Genomic DNA, 17,939 nt, shown 5'->3' on the forward strand with positions numbered 1-17,939 from the left:
AAAGGGCCGAAGCGTCGCAAAATGTTGAAAAACTGTCACATCGGCCGTCACCAGCCGGGAAATCCTTAACAAAAGGTTAACAACGTCAGTTTCGTACAATCCTCGCGGCGCAGGGTTTCCCAAAGACAGCCAATAGGCGACTCGACGGAAGGATATGAGATGGGAATGATCAGCTCTCTCGGCTCCCCGCTTATCGGCGGGTATTACCCGAGCTATTTTCAGAACCAGCGCGGCGCCGTGGGCGACGGCTTCAACCAGGCCGTCGACCAGACGGCCGACGACACACCGCGCGGCCGCGCCGCGTCACAGACCATGACGGCGAATGACTGGTCGGACGACGAGACCGAACAACACGCCGCCGCCCTTCAGCCGGTCGAAGAGACAGCTGACGACGTGGTGGAAACCAGCGACGAACTGGCCGCGCTCGAAAGCGAACTCGACGAATTGCTGTCGGTTTTTTTGCGGTAAACTCAACTGGCGATGAGGGCCAGCCACTCGTCCTCGGTCATCACAGTCACGCCCAAGTCGCGCGCCTTGTCGAGCTTCGAGCCTGCGCCGGGTCCGGCGACCACATAGTCTGTCTTCTTCGACACCGAGCCCGCTACTTTGGCGCCCAGGCTTTCGGCCCGCGCCTTGGCCTCGTCGCGGGTAAACCGCTCCAGCGAGCCTGTGAACACCACCGTCTTGCCGACAACCGGGCTGTTGGAGGCGACCGGGGCTTCCATCGCCAGCGGCGTCACCTCTTCCAAGAGACGTCCGATGACCGCGAGATTGCGCGGTTCCTTGTAGAACTCCACGATGGCGCGGGCTACGACTTCACCGATGCCATCGATAGCGTTGAGCTCGTTCCAGGCGTCGCCCGACAGGCTGGCCGCCTCGCGCATGCCACTCGCAAAGGCTTCATAGGTCCCGTAGGCGCGCGCCAGCAGCTTCGCCGTCGTCTCACCCACATGCCGAATGCCGAGCGCGTAGATGAAACGGTTGAGCGCGATCTCGCGGCGCGAGTTGATCGCGGCATAGAGTTTGGCGACCGAGGTCTTGCCCCAGCCGTCGCGGTTTTCGAGCTTCGACAACAGTGACCCTGCCTGCCGGCGTTCGAGCGTGAAGATGTCGGCGGCGGTCTCAATCCTGAGCGACGGATCTTCCGTCGTAAAGAAGAATTCGATCTGCTTCGCGCCCAGCCCTTCGATGTCATAGGCGTCGCGCGAAACAAAATGCTTGAGATGCTCCATAGCCTGCGCCGTGCAGACAAAGCCGCCGGTGCAGCGGCGCACGGCGTCCACCTTGCCCGTCTTCTCATTGACCTCGCGCACCGCATGGCTGCCGCAGACCGGGCAGGTCCTCGGGAACTCATAGGCCACGGCCTCGGCGGGCCGCTTGTCCATCACCACATCGACGATCTGCGGGATGACGTCGCCGGCGCGCTGGACAATCACGAGATCGCCGACCCTGATATCGCGTCCTTCGCGGATCGGCTCGCCGGAATTGCCGATGCCCTTGATGTAATCCTCATTGTGCAGCGTGGCGTTGGTGACGACGACGCCGCCCACCGTGATGGGGGTGAGGCGCGCCACGGGCGTCAGCGCGCCGGTGCGGCCCACCTGGATGTCGATGGCTTCCAGCGTCGTCATCGCCTGTTCCGCGGGGAATTTATGCGCGGTTGCCCAGCGCGGGCTGCGCGAACGGAAGCCCAGCCGCTCCTGCAGGTCCAGCCGGTCGACCTTGTAGACGACGCCGTCGATGTCATAGTCGAGATCCGGCCGCATCCGGCCGATCTCGTAGTAATGCGCGAGAATGTCCTCGACCGAGTTCAGCCGCCGCGTCAGCGGATTGGTCGGAAAGCCCCAGGCCTTGAACGCCTCAACCATGCCATGCTGGGTGTCGGCGGGCATGGCGCTCATCTCGCCCCAGGCATAGGCGAAAAAGCGGAGCTTGCGCGTCGCCGTCACCTTGGGATCGAGCTGGCGGAGCGATCCCGCCGCCGTGTTGCGCGGGTTCACATAAGTGGGCTTGCCCTCGGCCTCCATCTTGGCGTTGAGCGCGAGGAAATCGGCCTTGGCCATATAGACTTCGCCGCGCACCTCCACCACATCGGGCGCGCCTTCAGGCAGCGTCTCAGGGATTTCCGATATGGTGCGGATATTGGCGGTGACGTTTTCCCCCACCGCGCCATCGCCCCGCGTCGCCGCCGTCACCAACAGGCGATTCTCATAGCGCAGCGACATCGACAGGCCATCGATCTTCGGTTCAGCGGTGAAGGCGATCGAGCCATCCGGCAGCACGCCGAGGAAGCGATAGACCGAGGCGACGAAATCGGCCACATCCTCATCCGAAAACGTGTTGTCGAGCGATAGCATCGGCCTGACATGCGTGACCTGCTGGAAGCCCGCAGCCGGCGCGGCGCCGACCTTGCGCGTCGGGCTGTCGGGACGGACGAGATCCGGAAACGCGTTTTCCAAAGCCTCGTTGCGGCGCTTGAGCGCGTCATAGTCTGCGTCCGAAATCTCCGGCGCATCCTTGCCATGATAGAGCGCATCGTGGCGGGCGAGTTCCTTGGCGAGGAAAGCCAGTTCCTCGGCGGCGGCCTCCGGCTGCATCAGTTCGACGGGCGTGGCGGTGTCGGGCATGGTCGCATCCTGGTCAGTCGGGACAGTCTCTTCAGGCTCTCGATTTGCCAGACTTAGCTTTTGAGCGCCAGACCCAAGTGAAGCGCAAGCGCGTCTTCAACGGCTTTGAGGTCGAACGGACTCAGTTCCCCGATCTTGGCGCGAAGGCGGATTTTGTCGGCCGCCATAATTTGATCGGCCATGACCTTGCTGATTTTTCCACCGACTGACGCGCGCGTTTCGCCGGGATAAACTCTGTCCGCATTACTTGTAAGGGGAAGAACGACGACTCGCGCCAAATAGTGATTTGCGATGTCATTGCTGATGATGATCGCAGGTCGTGTCTTTCGAATCTCGGAGCCTATGGAAGGATCGAATGCAACCCACCAGACCTCACCCCGCCTCATTGCCGATGTCTCCGGAAAGCCCCGCCAGCCATTCCTTCGCCTCGGCTTCCCGACCAGTGTCCTCGGCCATAGCGCGATAGCCGGCTTCCAACTCCGCGCGTCGAAAATGCGGCTCAAGCAATTCACGGATATAGCTATCCAGAGGACGCCCGCCGGCGGCGTGCGTCAAACCGCTGAACGCTTCGTCCTCAATCGTGATGGTGACCTGTTTCGTCATGGCAAAATTCCCAGGCGCCCATTTGCCTTTCGCTGGTTTATGAAAGCATGACGCATCCCAAGGCGCAAGCCAAGCCATCGCGGGCGAACCCGGATTCATTGGAGGAAAAAATCACCCCTCGCCCGCGAGCAGCTTCGCTGCCGCAGCGCGCGCCTCCTCGGTGATCGAGGCGCCGGCCAGCATGCGGGCGATTTCCTCGCGGCGTTCATCCTCGGCCATGGTGGAGACGCGCGTGGCGATGCGGCCGTCGCCGCCTTCCACCGGGCCCTTGGCGATCAAGAGATGCGTGTTGGCGCGGGCGGCGACTTGGGGCGCGTGGGTGACGGAGAGCACCTGCACGCGCGACGACAGGCGCTTGAGCCGCTGACCGATGGCATCGGCGACCGCGCCGCCCACGCCGGTGTCGATTTCGTCGAACACCAAGGTCGGCGCAGAACCGCGATCGGCGAGCGCCACCTTGAGCGCCAGCAGGAAGCGCGACAGCTCGCCGCCCGAGGCCACTTTCATGATCGGGCCGGGCCGCGTGCCGGGATTGGTTTGCACATGGAATTCGACGCGGTCGATGCCGGAGGCGGTCGCGTCTTTCTCATCGGCGGTCACTTCCACCATGAAGCGGGCGCGTTCGAGCTTCAGCGCCGGCAGTTCCGCCATCACGGCCTCGGCGAGCGATGCGCCAGCGCCGCGGCGCTTGTCGGACAATGCGCGAGCAGCGGTCAGGAACACGACGGCGTTTTCCTTCTCGCGCTCTTCCAACCGCTTCAGTTTTTCCTCGCCCTGGTCGAGATCGGTAAGATCGGCCGCCATCTTGGCGGCCAGCGCCGGCAGACCGGTGACCGGCACGGAATATTTCCGCGAGGCGGCGCGCAGCGCAAACAGCCGCTCCTCGACGCGCTCCAATTCCTTGGGATCGAATTCGGTGCGGCGCAACGCCGATTCCACGAGATTTTGCGCGTCCGAGAGACGGTCGAGCGCCTCATCCAGCGCCTGCACGGTTTCTTCCAGAAGGCCCGGCGCTTCCTGCGACTTACGCTCCAGACGGCGCACCAGCGAGGCGATATGCGGCACCGGCGAAGCCGAGCCGTTGAGAAAATCCGAAGCCTCGGAAATGTCGGAGGCGACGCGCTCGACCTTCATCATCCGGGCGCGTTTTTCGGCCAGCTCTTCCTCTTCGCCATCGACAGGGGAAAGCTTTTCGAGTTCCTCCACCGACGCCCTGATGTAATCGGCCTCGCGGGCGGCGGCCTCCACCTTGGCGCGATGGCTCTTGAGCTCGCGACTTGAATCTTTCCAGGTCTTGTACAGCGCGGCCAACGCCTCGCATTCCTCAGTGAGACCGGCGAAGGCGTCGAGCAGCAGGCGATGCGCTTCGGTGTCCACCAGAGCGCGATCGTCGTGCTGGCCGTGGATTTCAACGAGTTTTGTTCCCGCCTCGCGCATCAGCTGCACCGAGACCGGCTGGTCGTTGACAAAGGCGCGGGTGCGGCCATCAGCGGACTGGACGCGGCGGAAGATCACGTCGCCGTCATCGTCGATGCTGTTGTTTCTGAGGAAGGTCCGGAGCGGATGCGCGCCGGGCAGATCGAAGACAGCGGTCACCTGCCCCTTGTCCTCGCCATGGCGCACGAGGCCGCCATCGCCGCGCCCCCCAAGAGCGAGCGACAGGGAATCGAGCAGGATCGACTTTCCAGCGCCGGTCTCGCCGGTCAGCACCGAAAGTCCGGGCTGGAAGGCGAGATCGAGCCGATCGATCAAGACGATGTCACGGATCGACAGCTGGACGAGCATGGATCAGACCATTTTGTTTCAGGTCGATTCGCCGAGGAGCAGTTTCTTGCCGGCGCGCGAGATCCAGGAGCCGGTGTTTTCGCGCGGCTCCAGGCCTTGGGTCTTCAAAAGCGCGAAGCTGTCCTTGTACCAATCGCTGTCAGGATAGTTGTGGCCGAGCACGGCTGCGGCGGTCTGGGCTTCGTCGGACAGGCCGAGCGCGAAATAGCATTCGACCAGACGAGCCAGCGCCTCTTCGACCTGATTGGTGTTGGAGAAGCTTTCGACCACGTTGCGATAACGCGACACGGCGGCCAGATATTCCTTCCGCTCCTGATAGTAGCGGCCGATCTGCATTTCCTTGCCGGCGAGGTTGTCGCGCGCCATGCGGATCTTCACCTGCGCGTCGTCGACATATTCCGAGGTCGGGTAGTTGTTGACCACCTTCATCATCGCTTCGATCGTCTTGGCGGACGCGCGCTGATCCTGCGTCACGACCGGGATCTGCTTGGCGTAGGCCAGGCCGATCATATACTGGACGTAGGCCGCATCCTTGGTCTGCGCATAGAGATTCATATAGCGCTCGCCCGACTGGATGGCGGCTTCGTTGTCGCCCTGGCGATATTTCACGAAAGTCGCCATCACCAGCGCCTTGCGCGCCCATTCTGAAAATGGATGCTGCTTGTCGATGGCGTCGAACTTGCGTTGCGCCTCGGTCAGCTTGCCGGCGTTGATATTGGCCAGGCCCTGATTGTAGAGCACGTCGGGCGGATCGGTCTGCACACCGAGTTTGGTGATGTCGAGATCGGGATCGCTGGTGCAGGCCGACAGGATCATGCCGGAGGCGCTGATGGCCAAGGTCACAAGCACAGCGCGCGTGGATAGTTTCATCATCTCACTTCCTGCAAATCCCCAGCGGGCCCGGCTTAATGAAAAGCCTCTGCGCCTCGCCTCTCCGTTCGTGGCGTTACTAGCCATAAAATAACAGCTATCGCAACGCCATGTTTACCCCTTCGGGCAAATTTGTGGCGAAAACGGGTCGGGGCGCCGGATGACCCGGCGCGTCCGCAAGATTGAGCCTCAGGCGGTCCAGGGAGCGTATTCCTGACGGTTGACGGCGATCATTTCGGGAGCCGCCACGCGCGGACGCTGGCCGGCGGATTCGACGATGTCATAGGCGGACGCATCCGACAGCAGCGCCTTCAGCGCCATGGCGTTGACCTTGTGGCCGCCGCGATAGGAGCGGTAAAGGCCAAGGAACGGCGCGCCAGCCAACGCCAGGTCACCCACGGCGTCCAGCGTCTTGTGCCGGACGAATTCGTCGCGATAGCGCAGGCCTTCAACATTGATGACCCGGTGATCATCGCCGATCACCACCGAATTTTCGAGCGAGGAGCCGAGCGCGAGGCCGGCGGCCCAGAGACGTTCGACATCGCGCATGAAGCCGAAGGTGCGGGCGCGCGACAATTCGCTTTTGAAGCTCGACGCCGTCAGGTCGCCCTGCCAGCTCTGCCGGCCAATGGTCGGGCTCGGAAAGTCGATATCGACCTCAAAGCGGGTGCCGTCATAGGGACGGAATTCCGCCCAGGAAGAGCCGAAATCGATTCGCACCTGCTTGAGCACGCGGATGTAGCGGCGTTTCTTGGCAAGCGTCTTGATGCCGGCCTGTTCGATGGCGTCGATGAACATGGCGGAACTGCCATCCATCACCGGCGCTTCGCCGGCGTCGATCTCGATGATCGCGTTATCGATGCCGAGCGCATAGAGCGCGGCCATCACATGCTCGACGGTCGCCACCGAACGCGCCGGATGCGTGCCGAGAACCGTGCAGAGATCGGTATTGCCAACGGTGGCGGACACGGCCTTGAGCTCGGTGACTTCGCCATTCGGCCCGGTGCGCTGAAAAATGATCCCCGTCCCCGCGTCGGCGGGATTGAAGACTGCGGTCACATCCGCGCCCGAATGGACGCCTATACCGCGAATGGTGAAGGGATTTGCGAAGGTCGTTTCAAATCCAGCCAGTCCTGATGCCATTTGGCCCCACATTTCCGAACGGGCCTTGGCCCATCCATCCGGTAACCCGGATTTAACCATGCACTCTGCGCGCTTTCGCCCGCAATTCGACTGGATCGCGCCCTCCAAGCAGATCCATCGTGAAAATACCGAGCGACCGTCCGCAATCCAAATCAATGTTTCTTTCCGCTTGTAACGGAGCGCAAGTCCTTGACGAGGCTTGTTAACCCGAAATCCGACGGAAGGCTTGGAAGTCTCGGGCGCAGCCGCGGCGTTATAGCCGGCAACATCCCTGTGGATGGCCTCGCTACAACGGTCTCGGAGACCGTTTTGCGGGCATGAGGCGCGCCGCGCGGCCGCCCGTGCTGTTTCAATACGATTCGTGCGGCCGAATCGAAAAGGGCCCGGCGTGAACCGGGCCCCCTGAAGTCTGTTGAACGCCTCAGTTCGACTGGCGACGCAGGAAGGCGGGAATGTCCAACTCTTCTTCCTGGCTGCGCGGCTGCGACGGCGCGGTGCGACCGAGATCGTCGAGATTGCCGCGACGCGGCGCATAGAGGCTGGCTTCCGGCGACAGCGGACGACGCTGCTGGGAAGACGCCGCCGGCGCGCCGGAGGTCATGTCGGAGGGAGCGGCGGGCTCGTCCTCGCGACGGCTCAGCGACGAGGTCAGGCGCTTGAGCAAGCCCATCGGGCCGCGCTCTTCGGCATGCGCCTGGGCGACCGGGGACGAACGATGCTCGATTTCGGCCTTCACCACCGGCGAAAAGTCTTCGACCTTCGGCATGCGATGCGATTCCGCCTCGGAGCGGACCTGCGACATCAGCGACGGCTCGGCGCGCATCTGCGGAGCCGGCTGCGACTGGGGAGCCGGAGCGGGCGCGACCGGAGCGCGCATCTGCATGGGCGCGGGCTGCGCTTCAGCGATCGGAGCCATCGGCTGCGGCGCAGGCTGCGCCGGGCGCTGCTGCATCTGCATCGGTTCGGGCGCGGGCGTCGAAAACAGCCGGCTCGCCGGACGGAAAGCGTCCTGTGCGGATTGCGCCGGCTGTTCCAGTTCCCGCATCAGCGGTTGGGTCACGGCGATTTCCAGTTCGCGCTCCATGTCGATTTCGGCTGCGCGGATGGTCTCCGCCACCGGATCAAGGCGCTGCGCGACCGGCTGCGGCGCTTGCATCATCGGCATGACCGGCTGAGGTGCAGCGGCCTGCATGACCGGCTGGGGAGCCGGCTGCGAAATCGGCGCGGCGGGCGCGGATGCCTGCGTGCGGATCACCGGCCTTGCTGCCGGCTTGACCTCAAAAGGGCGCGACTCTCCTGCGTTTTGAGCGCGATCGATGCCAGTGGCGACGACGGAGACGCGGATGATGCCTTCCAGGGCTTCATCGAACGTCGCGCCGAGGATGATGTTGGCGTCGGGATCGACCTCTTCGCGGATGCGGGTCGCAGCTTCGTCCACTTCGAACAGCGTCATGTCGCGACCGCCGGTGATGGAGATCAGCAGGCCCTGGGCGCCCTTCATCGAGGTTTCGTCGAGCAGCGGGTTGGCGATCGCGGCTTCGGCGGCGGCCAATGCGCGGCCTTCGCCGGAGGATTCGCCGGTGCCCATCATCGCCCGGCCCATTTCGCGCATGATCGAGCGAACGTCGGCGAAGTCGAGGTTGATCAGGCCTTCCTTGACCATCAGGTCGGTGATGCAGGCGACGCCGGAATAGAGCACCTGGTCGGCCATCGAGAAGGCGTCGGCGAAGGTGGTCTTGTCATTGGCGATGCGGAACAGGTTCTGGTTCGGGATCACGATCAGCGTATCGACCGACTTCTGCAGTTCGGTGATGGCCTGATCGGCGATGCGCATGCGGCGCTGGCCTTCGAAATGGAACGGCTTGGTGACCACGCCCACGGTCAGGATGCCCTTGGAGCGGGCGGCCTGCGCCACGACGGGCGCGGCGCCGGAACCGGTGCCGCCGCCCATGCCGGCGGTGACGAAGCACATATGCGTGCCATTGAGGTGGTCAATGATCTCATCGAGGCACTCTTCGGCCGCAGCGCGACCCACGTCGGGCTGGGAACCGGCGCCGAGACCTTCGGTGACCTGAACGCCCATCTGGATGATGCGTTCGGCGCGGGTCATGGCCAGCGCCTGCGCGTCGGTGTTGGCGACGACGAAGTCGACGCCCTGCAGGCCGGCGCTGATCATGTTGTTCACGGCGTTGCCGCCGCCGCCGCCGACACCGAAAACGGTGATGCGCGGCTTCAGCTCGGTGATGTCCGGCTTCTGCAATTTGATGGTCATGTTCTCAGTCCTTCCTGTATTCCGACCGAACCGCCGTTCCGGTCTTTATTCCTGACATGCCGTTCCGGACCGGCTCGGCCGGCGGTCTGGCGTTGGGATCTTCCGCGCCGCGAGCGGTCTCCCTCTCGCGGCGAAACTCAAAAACTGCTCTTCAGCCAATGCCCCATGCGCGCGATGCGGCCATTGCCGCCCGCCAGAGAAGACAAAAGCCCATGCTCCGCAGCGTGGATCTCGATATCCGCGAATTGCGGATAAATCAGGAGCCCTACGGCGGTGGAGAAAGCCGGTCCCTTCGCCGCTGCCGGCAGACCCTTGACGCCCATCGGCCGGCCGATCCGGACATTGCGGGCGAAGATCTGTCGCGCGAGCTCCGGCAGGCCGGTGAGCTGGCTTGCGCCGCCGGTCAGCACCACGCGCTTGCCCACGATGGGGGAAAAGCCAGAGCTGCGAATGCGGTCGCGAATCATTTCGAGCGTCTCTTCGACGCGGGCGCGGACGATCTTGGAGATCAGCGCCTTCGGCACCTGGCTCGGCTGCTCGTGATCCTCTTCGCTGATCGGCGGCACCGAGACGAGTTCGCGGTCGTCGGTGGAGTTCGATAGCGCCGAACCATGCATGACCTTGATGCGCTCGGCTTCCTCGATCCGGGTCGACAGGCCGCGGGCGAGATCGGTCGTCACATGATGGCCGCCGAGCCCGATGGCGTCGGCATGCACCAGCTTGCCTTCGGCGAACACCGAAATCGTGGTCGCGCCGCCGCCCATGTCGATGGCCGCGCAACCGAGCTCCAGCTCGTCCTCGACCAGCGCCGCCAGACCCGACGCATAGGGCGTGGCCACCACGCCTTCGACAGTCAGATGGGCGCGGTTGACGCAGAGCTCGATATTCTTGATGGCGGTGCGCTCGGCGGTCAGCACATGCATGTCGACGCCCAGCGTGTCGCCGAACATCGAGACCGGGTCGGCAATGCCGCGCTCGCCATCGAGCGAGAAACCGGTGGGCAGCGAATGCAGCACGGCGCGGTCGTGGCGCTGCGATTGATGACAGGCGGCCACCAGCACGCGGCGCACATCTTCCTGATCGACTTCCTGTCCGCCGAGATCGATGGTGGCGGTGTAGATATCGCTCTGCAGCCGGCCAGCCGAGACATTGACGATCAGACTGTCGACAGTGAGCTTGGCCTGGCGCTCTGCTGCGTCAACCGCGTTGCGGATCACGCCTTCCAGCGCGTCGAGATCGGAAATGACGCCGGACTTGATGCCGCGCGAGCGTTGATGGCCGATGCCGATGATCTCGATCTTATGGGTGCGGCCGGGCAGGACCTCGGTGGCTTCGCGCGGGGTCAGACGTGCGATCATGCACACGACCTTGGTCGAGCCGATGTCGAGCACGCTCACCGTATGGGCGCGCTTGGAGTTCAGAGGCTTGAGGCGCGGCGTGGCGGAACCTGCGGGACGGAAAATGCTCATATCTGCTCCTCCGCCTTCTTGAGCGCCTTGGCGCGCAGCGCCACAGCCTTGGCGCGGCGCTCTGTCGCGCCTTCGCTCAGCTGGATGGTGGTGCGATCGGCCAGCCGGAAATCGACCGCGACGATGTCGCGCTCCACCAGTTGGTGGTCCCGGTTCAACTCCGCGAGTTCAGCCATGGCGCGGTCCATGTCGTATTCGGGAAGTTTGATCAGCACGCCATTGTCGAGCTGCACGTCCCAACGACGGCCGGCCACGCGGATATAGGCTTTCACCCGCGCCTTGATGTCAGGCCATTTGTCGAAATCGGCCATGATATCGGCCGCGCCAGTTTCGGCGTCGCGACCGACGAACAGCGGCAGATGGGCGAATTTGTTGTCGCGCAACGGCGCGATCACGCTGCCGTTCTCTTCGATCAGCGACAGGTCTTGGCCATGCTGCCAGATGCCGAACGCGTCGCGCTCGACAAGTTTCACCGCCACCGTGTCGGGATAGATCTTGCGGACTTCGGCGTCGCGCACCCAAGGCAGGCTCTTCAACGCATCGCGGGTGCGCTGCGCGTCGAGCGACATCAGAGACGTCGCGCCGTCGAGACCAAGCTTCTCCAGAATGTCGATCTCGGACGTATGAAAATTGCCGGACACTTTGACATTGTTGATGGCGAAGCCGACCACCGAACTCATCGCCTGGGCGACATCCGGCGTCTCGCCGCTCAGCGAAAAGGCGTAGCTCGCCGTCAACCCATAGAACGCGACCAGCGATACGCTGCCGAGATGGCGCGGAATATTGACGCGGCCGGCGGCCAAGCTGCCCATGAACCGCACCACGCGGCGCAAAGGCCGCGGCAAGATCATTTTTTCACCGCCCTCGCCCGGGCTGTCGGCCCAGAGAGAATCGTCGGCGTGATTTTTTCGTGAGCCGAGGAGTTTCAACGCTGACACGATGCGTCCTCCACCATCCATCGCAGGAATTCGCCAAAGGAGTGGCCGGCATGAGCGGCCATTTCGGGCACCAGCGACGTGGGAGTCATGCCTGGCTGGGTGTTGATTTCCAACCAGATCAGTTCTCCGTCCTCTGAGAAACGATCGTCGTAGCGGAAGTCCGAACGCGAGACCCCGCGGCAGCCCATCGCCTTGTGCGCCTTAAGAGCCAGCATTTGGACAGTTTGGTAAATTTTTGGTGAAACCTGCGCCGGAATCACGTGGACGGAGCCGCCCGCGGCATATTTTGCGTCATAATCATAAAAGGCGTGTCCTTGCGGCGCCACTTCGGTGACTCCGAGCGCGACATCGCCCATCACTCCGCAGGTCAGTTCACGGCCAGCGACATAACGCTCCACCATCACCGTGTCGCCATAGCGCCAGTCCGACGACGTGATCACCTGCGGCGGATGGCTCTGCTCTTCCTTGACGATGACCACGCCGAAGCTAGACCCCTCGCGCACCGGCTTGACCACATAGGGCGGCTTCATCGGATGGCTGGAGGTGAAGTCGAAACGGTTCATCACTTTCGATTCAGCGACCGGCACGCCGCTGGCCTTGGCGACCTTCTTGGCCTGCTCCTTGTCCATGGCGAGCGCCGAGGCGAGCACGCCGGAATGGGTGTAGGGAATCTGGAGATATTCGAGGATGCCCTGGATCGAGCCATCTTCGCCATAAGGACCGTGCAGCGCGTTGAACGCCACATCCGGCTTGAGTTCGGCAAGCACGGAAGCGACGTCGCGGCCGACATCGACGCGGCTGACGCGATAGCCTTCCGCCTCGAGAGCGTCGGCGCAAGCGGATCCGGACGACAGGCTAACCGGTCGCTCGGAGGAAAATCCGCCCATCAACACCGCCACATGCTTTTCGCTCATTCCCAATCCCCGAAAACTCAAACGCTGAAACTAGAAATCCGCCCTTGCTTGAAGCTGACGCCAGCACGCCGCGCGCGGACAGGATTCGTTAGGATTGAGTAAAGACGATTAAGGTTAACGACTCGTTAACCAGTCTTAATGGGAAACAGCAAATTCAAAAAATAGCGGGGAATAGCGCCAGGCTGCGCCCTGCTTATGCGGCGAGGAAAGCCAGCCGCTCGTCCGACCGCTTCGGCGCAACCTCATGAATTTCGGCGACAACCACTCCCTGGGCCACGAAGGGATCTTCCAACACGAAGGCTTCGATCACGTCGCGGTCGCCACCCACCGCGATCACCGCGCCGCCGAGGTCGGGCAGCAGGCTGCCGGCCATCATCAGCAAGCCCCGTTCAAAGCCCCGCCTGAGCCATTCATTATGTCCCTCCATGTGATCCTTGGCGCGGGCGCGGTTGGCGGCAAACTTGAGAAAGACGATGAACATGATGATTGCTCCTTTAGAGAATTGAAAAGTCTGTATTTTCACTGTGGCTCGCGTCTGACGGCGACGTCCGCCAGCCACAGCTTCATCGCCGCGATTTCGCAGCGCAGGAAATCGTCGTCGCGAAAGGCGTTGTAGAGGGTCGCCGCGCCCTGGCTGCGGGCAAGCAACGCCATTGCAAGACCGTCCGCCTCATTTTCCGGGGCGAGATGAGCGAATTGCCGGCTCAACCAGTTTCTGAACAGCGTAAACAACGCTACCGCCTCTTCGCGTGCGGGATGTTCGATCTTGGCGAGTTCGCTGGTCAAAGTGCCAATCGGGCAACCATGCAGGCGGATTTTGTCGCAGTTCATGTCGAGGATATCGATGAAGCGGGCGATACGGCCTTCAGCCGTCGCCTCTTCACGCTCCCACACTTCGAGCATGACCTGCCGGTCGGCGGCGCGCTTTTGAATCACCTCTTTGAGAATCTCATCCTTCGCCTTGAAATGATGATAGAAATTGCCGCGGGAGATATTCACCTTGCCCGCGATGTCGGCGAAGGAGGTTGGCTCATATCCCCTGCGATAGAACATCTCGTCTGCGGCATCGATGATGTCGTCGCGCGTCCGCCGTCCCGCCATGCGCCCCTCCTGATCTCTCGATCACACTAGGACAATCGCCCTAATTACGAAATAGGGCGATTGTCCTAAAGCGTCAATTCTCCTCTCGCCTCCGCTTGATGAATTTTTGACGACAGGCAAGCGGGTTTGACGCGGATCAAGGATAGCCCGCGCTGCGGGACTAAATTGGCGTGGCAACCAAAGATCACATCACGTCAAGACTCGCCTGACCAAGGCGAGCCAACGGGATCCTTTTGACCAGGAGCCAGATATGTCCAATCTCATGCGAGCCGCCGTCGTGCGGGAATTCAAGAAACCCCTGGTGATCGAGGAAATGCCGATCCCGGAACCCGATGACGACCAAATCCTGGTGCGTTTCCAGGCGACAGGCGTCTGCCACACCGATCTGCACGCCGCTCATGGCGATTGGCCGGTCAAGCCCAGCCCGCCCTTCATTCCCGGCCATGAAGGCGTCGGCTATGTCGCGAAGGCGGGCAAGAACGTGAAGCGCGTCAAGGAAGGTGACCGCGTTGGCGTCCCCTGGCTGCATACCGCCTGCGGCTACTGCCCGCATTGCCGCACCGGCTGGGAAACGCTGTGCGGCAGCCAGCAGAACACCGGCTACTCCGTCAATGGCTCGTTTGCCGAATATGGGCTGGCGGACCCCGATTATGTCGGTCGCCTGCCGGACGCGCTCGATTTTGGCCCGGCGGCTCCTGTGCTTTGCGCCGGCGTCACCGTCTACAAGGGCCTCAAGGAAACCGAAGCGAAGCCCGGCGAATGGGTGGTGATTTCGGGCGTCGGCGGGCTCGGCCATATGGCCGTGCAATACGCCAAGGCGATGGGCCTGCATGTCGCCGCCGTCGATGTGCATGAGGACAAGCTGGCGCTGGCGCGCGATCTCGGCGCCGACCTCCTGGTCGACGCCCGTCAGGAAGACGCTGCCGAACAGGTGCAGAAGGCGATCGGCGGCGCCCATGGCGCGCTGGTGACCGCCGTGTCGCCTCTGGCCATGGAACAGGCCTTCCACATGCTGCGCTCGCGCGGCACCATGGCGCTCGTCGGTCTACCGCCCTCGAAGATCGCGCTTCCGGTGTTCGACACGGTTCTCAAGCGCATCACCGTGCGCGGCTCGATCGTCGGCACCCGGCAGGATCTTGAGGAATCGTTGCAATTCGCCGGTGAAGGCAAGGTGACGTCGCACTTCTCCTGGGACAAACTCGACAACATCAACGCCATCTTCGACCGGATGATCGAAGGCAAGATCGACGGCCGTATCGTGCTTGACCTCAGCTGAGCCTCGACATGCGCGTCGCGCCCGAGTTTTATCGGGCGCGGCCAATTCCGCAGGGCTCGGGACTATCAGCGCAGTTTCCCAAATATAGCGTCCGCCAAGCATCTGTTCATGATTTTGCGCCATGGTGGCGCCGAACGGGAACATGCCACGGCAGGACGATGTCGCAGACTCAGGTGCAAACTGTCGATGGATCCGAAATGGATCCGCGGGAAAACGATGGCGCGCGTCCGCCGCAGCCTGCAGCGGACCGGGTGGAGCAAACCACCCTTCACTTGCTGGATATCGCGGCGAAAACCTGGAAACTGAAGCTAACGCCGCAGGACGATCTTCTGGCGCGCGGCCTGAGCGTCAACCGCGCCCTTCGCATCATTGCAGACTATTGGCGCGCGTCCGGGACTGAACTGGACGTCAATATCTTCTTCCGCTGCCGCACAATGGCCGCCATCGCCCAGGCGATCGAGGCGGGCCTTGCCTATTCGGACGAAAAACTCGTGGTTCTTCGCGACGGCGACGCTGAACGTCCGCTGTTCTGTTATGCGGGCGGAGCCAACTGTTTTGTCGAAATGCGGGACATGATCGCCGCCCTGCCCTTCTCCGGTCGGGTCTACGGTCTGACGGTGACGGCGCGCCCGTTCCATCCCAATGTTCCACCGACCGTCGAGCGGGAAGTGCGCGACGCGGTCGTCGCCATACGCCGCATCCAACCACACGGCCCTTATCGCCTGCTGGGGTTTTCCTTCGGCGGCGTTCTGGCGCTCGAAGTGGCGCGCGCATTGGAGGCGGAAGGCGACAAAGTCGACTTTCTCGGCATGCTGGACAGCCCGCTCAGCGACCATTGCATCACCGCGTCCCAGTGGTTGACGTTGATGGCCCGGATTGTATGCCGCCAGGCGATCAGTCGCCTCCCGGTGATCCGGCGCCAATTTTGGCGGCGTCCTGCGGCGACCGCCTTTGCAAGCGCCGAGCCCAGCGCCGCCGCGCGCAAAGGCCACAGGCTGCTGCTGCGCTTTCTTTCACCCGTCAAACCGGATTATCACCTCTACAATCCGCAATGGATGAGCGGCTTTCCACCACGCTATTCCGCCATGGGAGAGCAGATTATCCGGATGAAAGGTCTCTATCGACCGCGCCGCTACGAAAACGAGACCTATTTTTTCACATCACACGGCCGGTCGCCGATCGACTGCTCCTCGCGAGATGTCTGGTCCCGCTATCTCGACAAGGCCCTTTGGATCGAGGCGAGCGGCACGCATCTGAGCATGCTGGTCGGACGAAACGGAAAGGCGCTCGCGATGAAAATCGGCGAGCGCCTCGACAATCCAGACATCATGCCATGACGCGATGCGCGCCGTCAGGCTGCGCATCGGCGGCGTCGATCACGTGTCTTCGTTGCATTCCGTGATTTCACACACGGATTCCGTGGTGGTCTTGTCGGCGCATTCATTGAGCGCGCGCTCGGACGCGTCGCTTTCGTTGTCATAGTTGTAGCTATAGCCGTATGAGCCTTCTTCGGACACGGCGATGCAGCCCCAAGCGCGCGCGGCGCTCGCCGACGACATGGTCGCAGCAGCCACGGCCAGAGCAATCAGACCATATTTATGAAATTTCGCCACGTCATTTTCTCCTGCGCTGGCGTAAGTCTTAGTGAACAATCAAGTTCCACAAAAGAAACGCCAGCGCCAGCGACAAAAATCGTCGACGCGCGAAACTGCGTACTCATTTTGGGTGGATCGGCGCGAGCGGCTAAAGCGTTTCTTTTCAATGATCCCTATTGGGGAACGCGCCCTCAGGCGCGGCGCGCGGCGCTGTGGCATGGACGCAGGATCAGGTTGCGCCCTCGCTGCTTGGCGGCGTACATCGCCGTATCGGCCTGCTTGAACGCGGTCTCGAACGCCACGCCTGCGCCGGCATGCGCCATGCCGCCCGACAACGTGACGAAAAAGCGTTGGTCGCCTGCGGAAAACTCACACCGGATCGTCTCGGCGCGCACACGATCGGCGCGACTAAAATCATCCTCCAGTCGCGACGCTTGGCTCAAGACCCCGAATTCCTCGCCGCCCAGGCGGCAGACGACATCCGTGGCGCGATCAAACACCCGCCGGATAACCGCCGCCACCGTCTCGATCACCTCATCGCCGGCGGCATGGCCGTGCCGGTCATTGACCTGCTTGAAAAAATCGATGTCGAACACGATCAATATCGCGTCCTCCGTTCGGCTGGCGAAAGCTTGAAGAAAGGCGCGACGATTGAGGAGCTTGGACAGCGGATCCACTCGGCTCATCTCGTCCAGCGCCCGATTGCACACAGCCAGCCCATGAATGTGAAGCCCCGCTCGAAAATAGACCAGGAAGGCCCCGCAAAGAGCCAGCGCCGGCGCAAGCGTGAAGGCGCAAACCAGCTTTTTCGTCGGGTCATTCGGCAAGACACCCACAAGATAGGCGCACATCCAAATCAGCGCCTGCACCAGCGCCATGCAAAGGGAAAAACAGACTGCAGCGACGAGGGCCTGTAGGGCGATTTGCGTTCGTGACAGTGCCTCGCCGTTCAAGCGCGTCATGAAGCTGAATGTCGTCAAGAAAGAAAGCATGATAAACCTATAAATTGCAAGAAATAACAGTCATTAATATTACGTGCCGAGCCTTCGACTCAGGGTAGATTGAACGATAGTGAATAAAATAATATTTTTGGACGTTCTTTTGTCGACGCAAGCCTGAATGCGCGCTGTAAAAATACCAACACACGCTGAAGTATGGAAAACGGACAAAAAACTCGACGGATATCCCGATTATTGCAACCAGGAAGATTGGCGAGATAGTCAAACGCCGCAGACCCAACGGCGCCCGGGCAGTCATGACCTCCACCAAAGGTGGAGGTTTGAAACGCTGCGCTTGAACCGCTAGAAGCGGTTTTGCTATGTCTTAGTAGCTACGGTTAAAGAGGT

Annotated in this window: 17 protein-coding genes; 3 read left to right on the plus strand and 14 right to left on the minus strand. The window is 62.2% G+C overall.

Features of this window, described 5'->3' with window-relative positions; all coding sequences use genetic code 11:
* Positions 1 to 165: 165 nt before the first annotated feature.
* Entirely contained in the window at positions 166 to 468 is a 303-nt protein-coding gene (locus M2360_RS16550; protein ID WP_280776361.1) for a hypothetical protein, read from the plus strand.
* Between the two features lie 2 nt (positions 469 to 470).
* Here M2360_RS16550 and ligA read toward each other — a convergent pair whose 3' ends face one another.
* The 12 genes from ligA to M2360_RS16610 form a co-directional block, all read right to left on the minus strand.
* Positions 471 to 2,627 carry an NAD-dependent DNA ligase LigA gene (gene ligA, locus M2360_RS16555; RefSeq protein ID WP_280776362.1) on the minus strand — a complete coding sequence of 719 codons (2,157 nt, stop codon included), beginning with the start codon at positions 2,625 to 2,627 and terminating at the stop codon, positions 471 to 473.
* A gap of 53 nt (positions 2,628 to 2,680) precedes the next feature.
* Positions 2,681 to 3,013 (minus strand): type II toxin-antitoxin system PemK/MazF family toxin, encoded by a 333-nt coding sequence (locus M2360_RS16560; RefSeq protein WP_280776363.1) that lies wholly within the window; start codon positions 3,011 to 3,013, stop codon positions 2,681 to 2,683.
* The gene (locus M2360_RS16565; protein WP_182828996.1) at positions 3,000 to 3,230 is read right to left on the minus strand and encodes an addiction module antitoxin; all 231 of its coding nucleotides are present in this window, start codon (positions 3,228 to 3,230) and stop codon (positions 3,000 to 3,002) included. The genes M2360_RS16560 and M2360_RS16565 overlap by 14 nt, the downstream gene beginning before the upstream one ends.
* A gap of 111 nt (positions 3,231 to 3,341) precedes the next feature.
* Entirely contained in the window at positions 3,342 to 5,015 is a 1,674-nt protein-coding gene (gene recN / locus M2360_RS16570) for a DNA repair protein RecN (protein WP_280776364.1), read from the minus strand.
* An 18-nt stretch (positions 5,016 to 5,033) separates the two neighbouring features.
* Positions 5,034 to 5,888 (minus strand): outer membrane protein assembly factor BamD, encoded by an 855-nt coding sequence (locus tag M2360_RS16575; RefSeq protein WP_280776365.1) that lies wholly within the window; start codon positions 5,886 to 5,888, stop codon positions 5,034 to 5,036.
* 186 nt (positions 5,889 to 6,074) lie between these two features.
* Entirely contained in the window at positions 6,075 to 7,028 is a 954-nt protein-coding gene (gene lpxC, locus M2360_RS16580) for a UDP-3-O-acyl-N-acetylglucosamine deacetylase (RefSeq protein ID WP_280776366.1), read from the minus strand.
* A gap of 421 nt (positions 7,029 to 7,449) precedes the next feature.
* Complete coding sequence (gene ftsZ / locus M2360_RS16585) at positions 7,450 to 9,300, minus strand: cell division protein FtsZ (RefSeq protein WP_280776367.1); 1,851 nt, start codon at positions 9,298 to 9,300, stop codon at positions 7,450 to 7,452.
* 137 nt (positions 9,301 to 9,437) lie between these two features.
* Positions 9,438 to 10,769 (minus strand): cell division protein FtsA, encoded by a 1,332-nt coding sequence (gene ftsA, locus M2360_RS16590; RefSeq protein WP_280776368.1) that lies wholly within the window; start codon positions 10,767 to 10,769, stop codon positions 9,438 to 9,440.
* Positions 10,766 to 11,728, minus strand: a complete 963-nt coding sequence (locus M2360_RS16595; protein ID WP_280776369.1) for a cell division protein FtsQ/DivIB — start codon at positions 11,726 to 11,728, stop codon at positions 10,766 to 10,768. The genes ftsA and M2360_RS16595 overlap by 4 nt, the downstream gene beginning before the upstream one ends.
* Positions 11,695 to 12,621, minus strand: a complete 927-nt coding sequence (locus M2360_RS16600; RefSeq protein WP_280776370.1) for a D-alanine--D-alanine ligase — start codon at positions 12,619 to 12,621, stop codon at positions 11,695 to 11,697. Before M2360_RS16600 ends, M2360_RS16595 begins: the two co-directional genes overlap by 34 nt.
* Positions 12,622 to 12,814: 193 nt before the next feature.
* Positions 12,815 to 13,102, minus strand: a complete 288-nt coding sequence (locus M2360_RS16605) for a YciI family protein (protein ID WP_280776371.1) — start codon at positions 13,100 to 13,102, stop codon at positions 12,815 to 12,817.
* 38 nt (positions 13,103 to 13,140) lie between these two features.
* Positions 13,141 to 13,722, minus strand: coding sequence for a helix-turn-helix domain-containing protein (locus M2360_RS16610; protein ID WP_280776372.1), 582 nt, complete (start codon positions 13,720 to 13,722; stop codon positions 13,141 to 13,143).
* Between the two features lie 250 nt (positions 13,723 to 13,972).
* Between M2360_RS16610 and adhP the strand changes: the two genes are divergently transcribed.
* Positions 13,973 to 14,998: an alcohol dehydrogenase AdhP gene (gene adhP / locus M2360_RS16615; RefSeq protein WP_280776373.1), complete on the plus strand. Its 1,026-nt coding sequence runs from the start codon at positions 13,973 to 13,975 to the stop codon at positions 14,996 to 14,998.
* Positions 14,999 to 15,195: 197 nt separating this feature from the next.
* Positions 15,196 to 16,335 carry a thioesterase domain-containing protein gene (locus M2360_RS16620; protein WP_280776374.1) on the plus strand — a complete coding sequence of 380 codons (1,140 nt, stop codon included), beginning with the start codon at positions 15,196 to 15,198 and terminating at the stop codon, positions 16,333 to 16,335.
* Between the two features lie 39 nt (positions 16,336 to 16,374).
* Here M2360_RS16620 and M2360_RS16625 read toward each other — a convergent pair whose 3' ends face one another.
* Positions 16,375 to 16,611: a DUF4189 domain-containing protein gene (locus M2360_RS16625; RefSeq protein ID WP_280776375.1), complete on the minus strand. Its 237-nt coding sequence runs from the start codon at positions 16,609 to 16,611 to the stop codon at positions 16,375 to 16,377.
* Between the two features lie 173 nt (positions 16,612 to 16,784).
* Entirely contained in the window at positions 16,785 to 17,444 is a 660-nt protein-coding gene (locus M2360_RS16630; protein WP_280776376.1) for a GGDEF domain-containing protein, read from the minus strand.
* Positions 17,445 to 17,939 lie beyond the last annotated feature (495 nt).

Origin of the sequence: Rhizobium sp. SG_E_25_P2, assembly GCF_029892285.1 — a bacterium.
Lineage (GTDB): Bacteria > Pseudomonadota > Alphaproteobacteria > Rhizobiales > Rhizobiaceae > Rhizobium_E.

What these genes read in the sequence shown, in the direction of transcription:
- M2360_RS16550 (WP_280776361.1), top strand. Translation starts at nt 166, where the DNA reads ATGATCAGCTCTCTCGGCTCCCCGCTTATCGGCGGGTATTACCCGAGC.
- ligA (WP_280776362.1), bottom strand. Translation starts at nt 2,627, where the DNA reads ATGCCCGACACCGCCACGCCCGTCGAACTGATGCAGCCGGAGGCCGCC.
- M2360_RS16560 (WP_280776363.1), bottom strand. Translation starts at nt 3,013, where the DNA reads ATGAGGCGGGGTGAGGTCTGGTGGGTTGCATTCGATCCTTCCATAGGC.
- M2360_RS16565 (WP_182828996.1), bottom strand. Translation starts at nt 3,230, where the DNA reads ATGACGAAACAGGTCACCATCACGATTGAGGACGAAGCGTTCAGCGGT.
- recN (WP_280776364.1), bottom strand. Translation starts at nt 5,015, where the DNA reads ATGCTCGTCCAGCTGTCGATCCGTGACATCGTCTTGATCGATCGGCTC.
- M2360_RS16575 (WP_280776365.1), bottom strand. Translation starts at nt 5,888, where the DNA reads ATGATGAAACTATCCACGCGCGCTGTGCTTGTGACCTTGGCCATCAGC.
- lpxC (WP_280776366.1), bottom strand. Translation starts at nt 7,028, where the DNA reads ATGGCATCAGGACTGGCTGGATTTGAAACGACCTTCGCAAATCCCTTC.
- ftsZ (WP_280776367.1), bottom strand. Translation starts at nt 9,300, where the DNA reads ATGACCATCAAATTGCAGAAGCCGGACATCACCGAGCTGAAGCCGCGC.
- ftsA (WP_280776368.1), bottom strand. Translation starts at nt 10,769, where the DNA reads ATGAGCATTTTCCGTCCCGCAGGTTCCGCCACGCCGCGCCTCAAGCCT.
- M2360_RS16595 (WP_280776369.1), bottom strand. Translation starts at nt 11,728, where the DNA reads ATGGATGGTGGAGGACGCATCGTGTCAGCGTTGAAACTCCTCGGCTCA.
- M2360_RS16600 (WP_280776370.1), bottom strand. Translation starts at nt 12,621, where the DNA reads ATGAGCGAAAAGCATGTGGCGGTGTTGATGGGCGGATTTTCCTCCGAG.
- M2360_RS16605 (WP_280776371.1), bottom strand. Translation starts at nt 13,102, where the DNA reads ATGTTCATCGTCTTTCTCAAGTTTGCCGCCAACCGCGCCCGCGCCAAG.
- M2360_RS16610 (WP_280776372.1), bottom strand. Translation starts at nt 13,722, where the DNA reads ATGGCGGGACGGCGGACGCGCGACGACATCATCGATGCCGCAGACGAG.
- adhP (WP_280776373.1), top strand. Translation starts at nt 13,973, where the DNA reads ATGTCCAATCTCATGCGAGCCGCCGTCGTGCGGGAATTCAAGAAACCC.
- M2360_RS16620 (WP_280776374.1), top strand. Translation starts at nt 15,196, where the DNA reads ATGGATCCGCGGGAAAACGATGGCGCGCGTCCGCCGCAGCCTGCAGCG.
- M2360_RS16630 (WP_280776376.1), bottom strand. Translation starts at nt 17,444, where the DNA reads ATGTGCGCCTATCTTGTGGGTGTCTTGCCGAATGACCCGACGAAAAAG.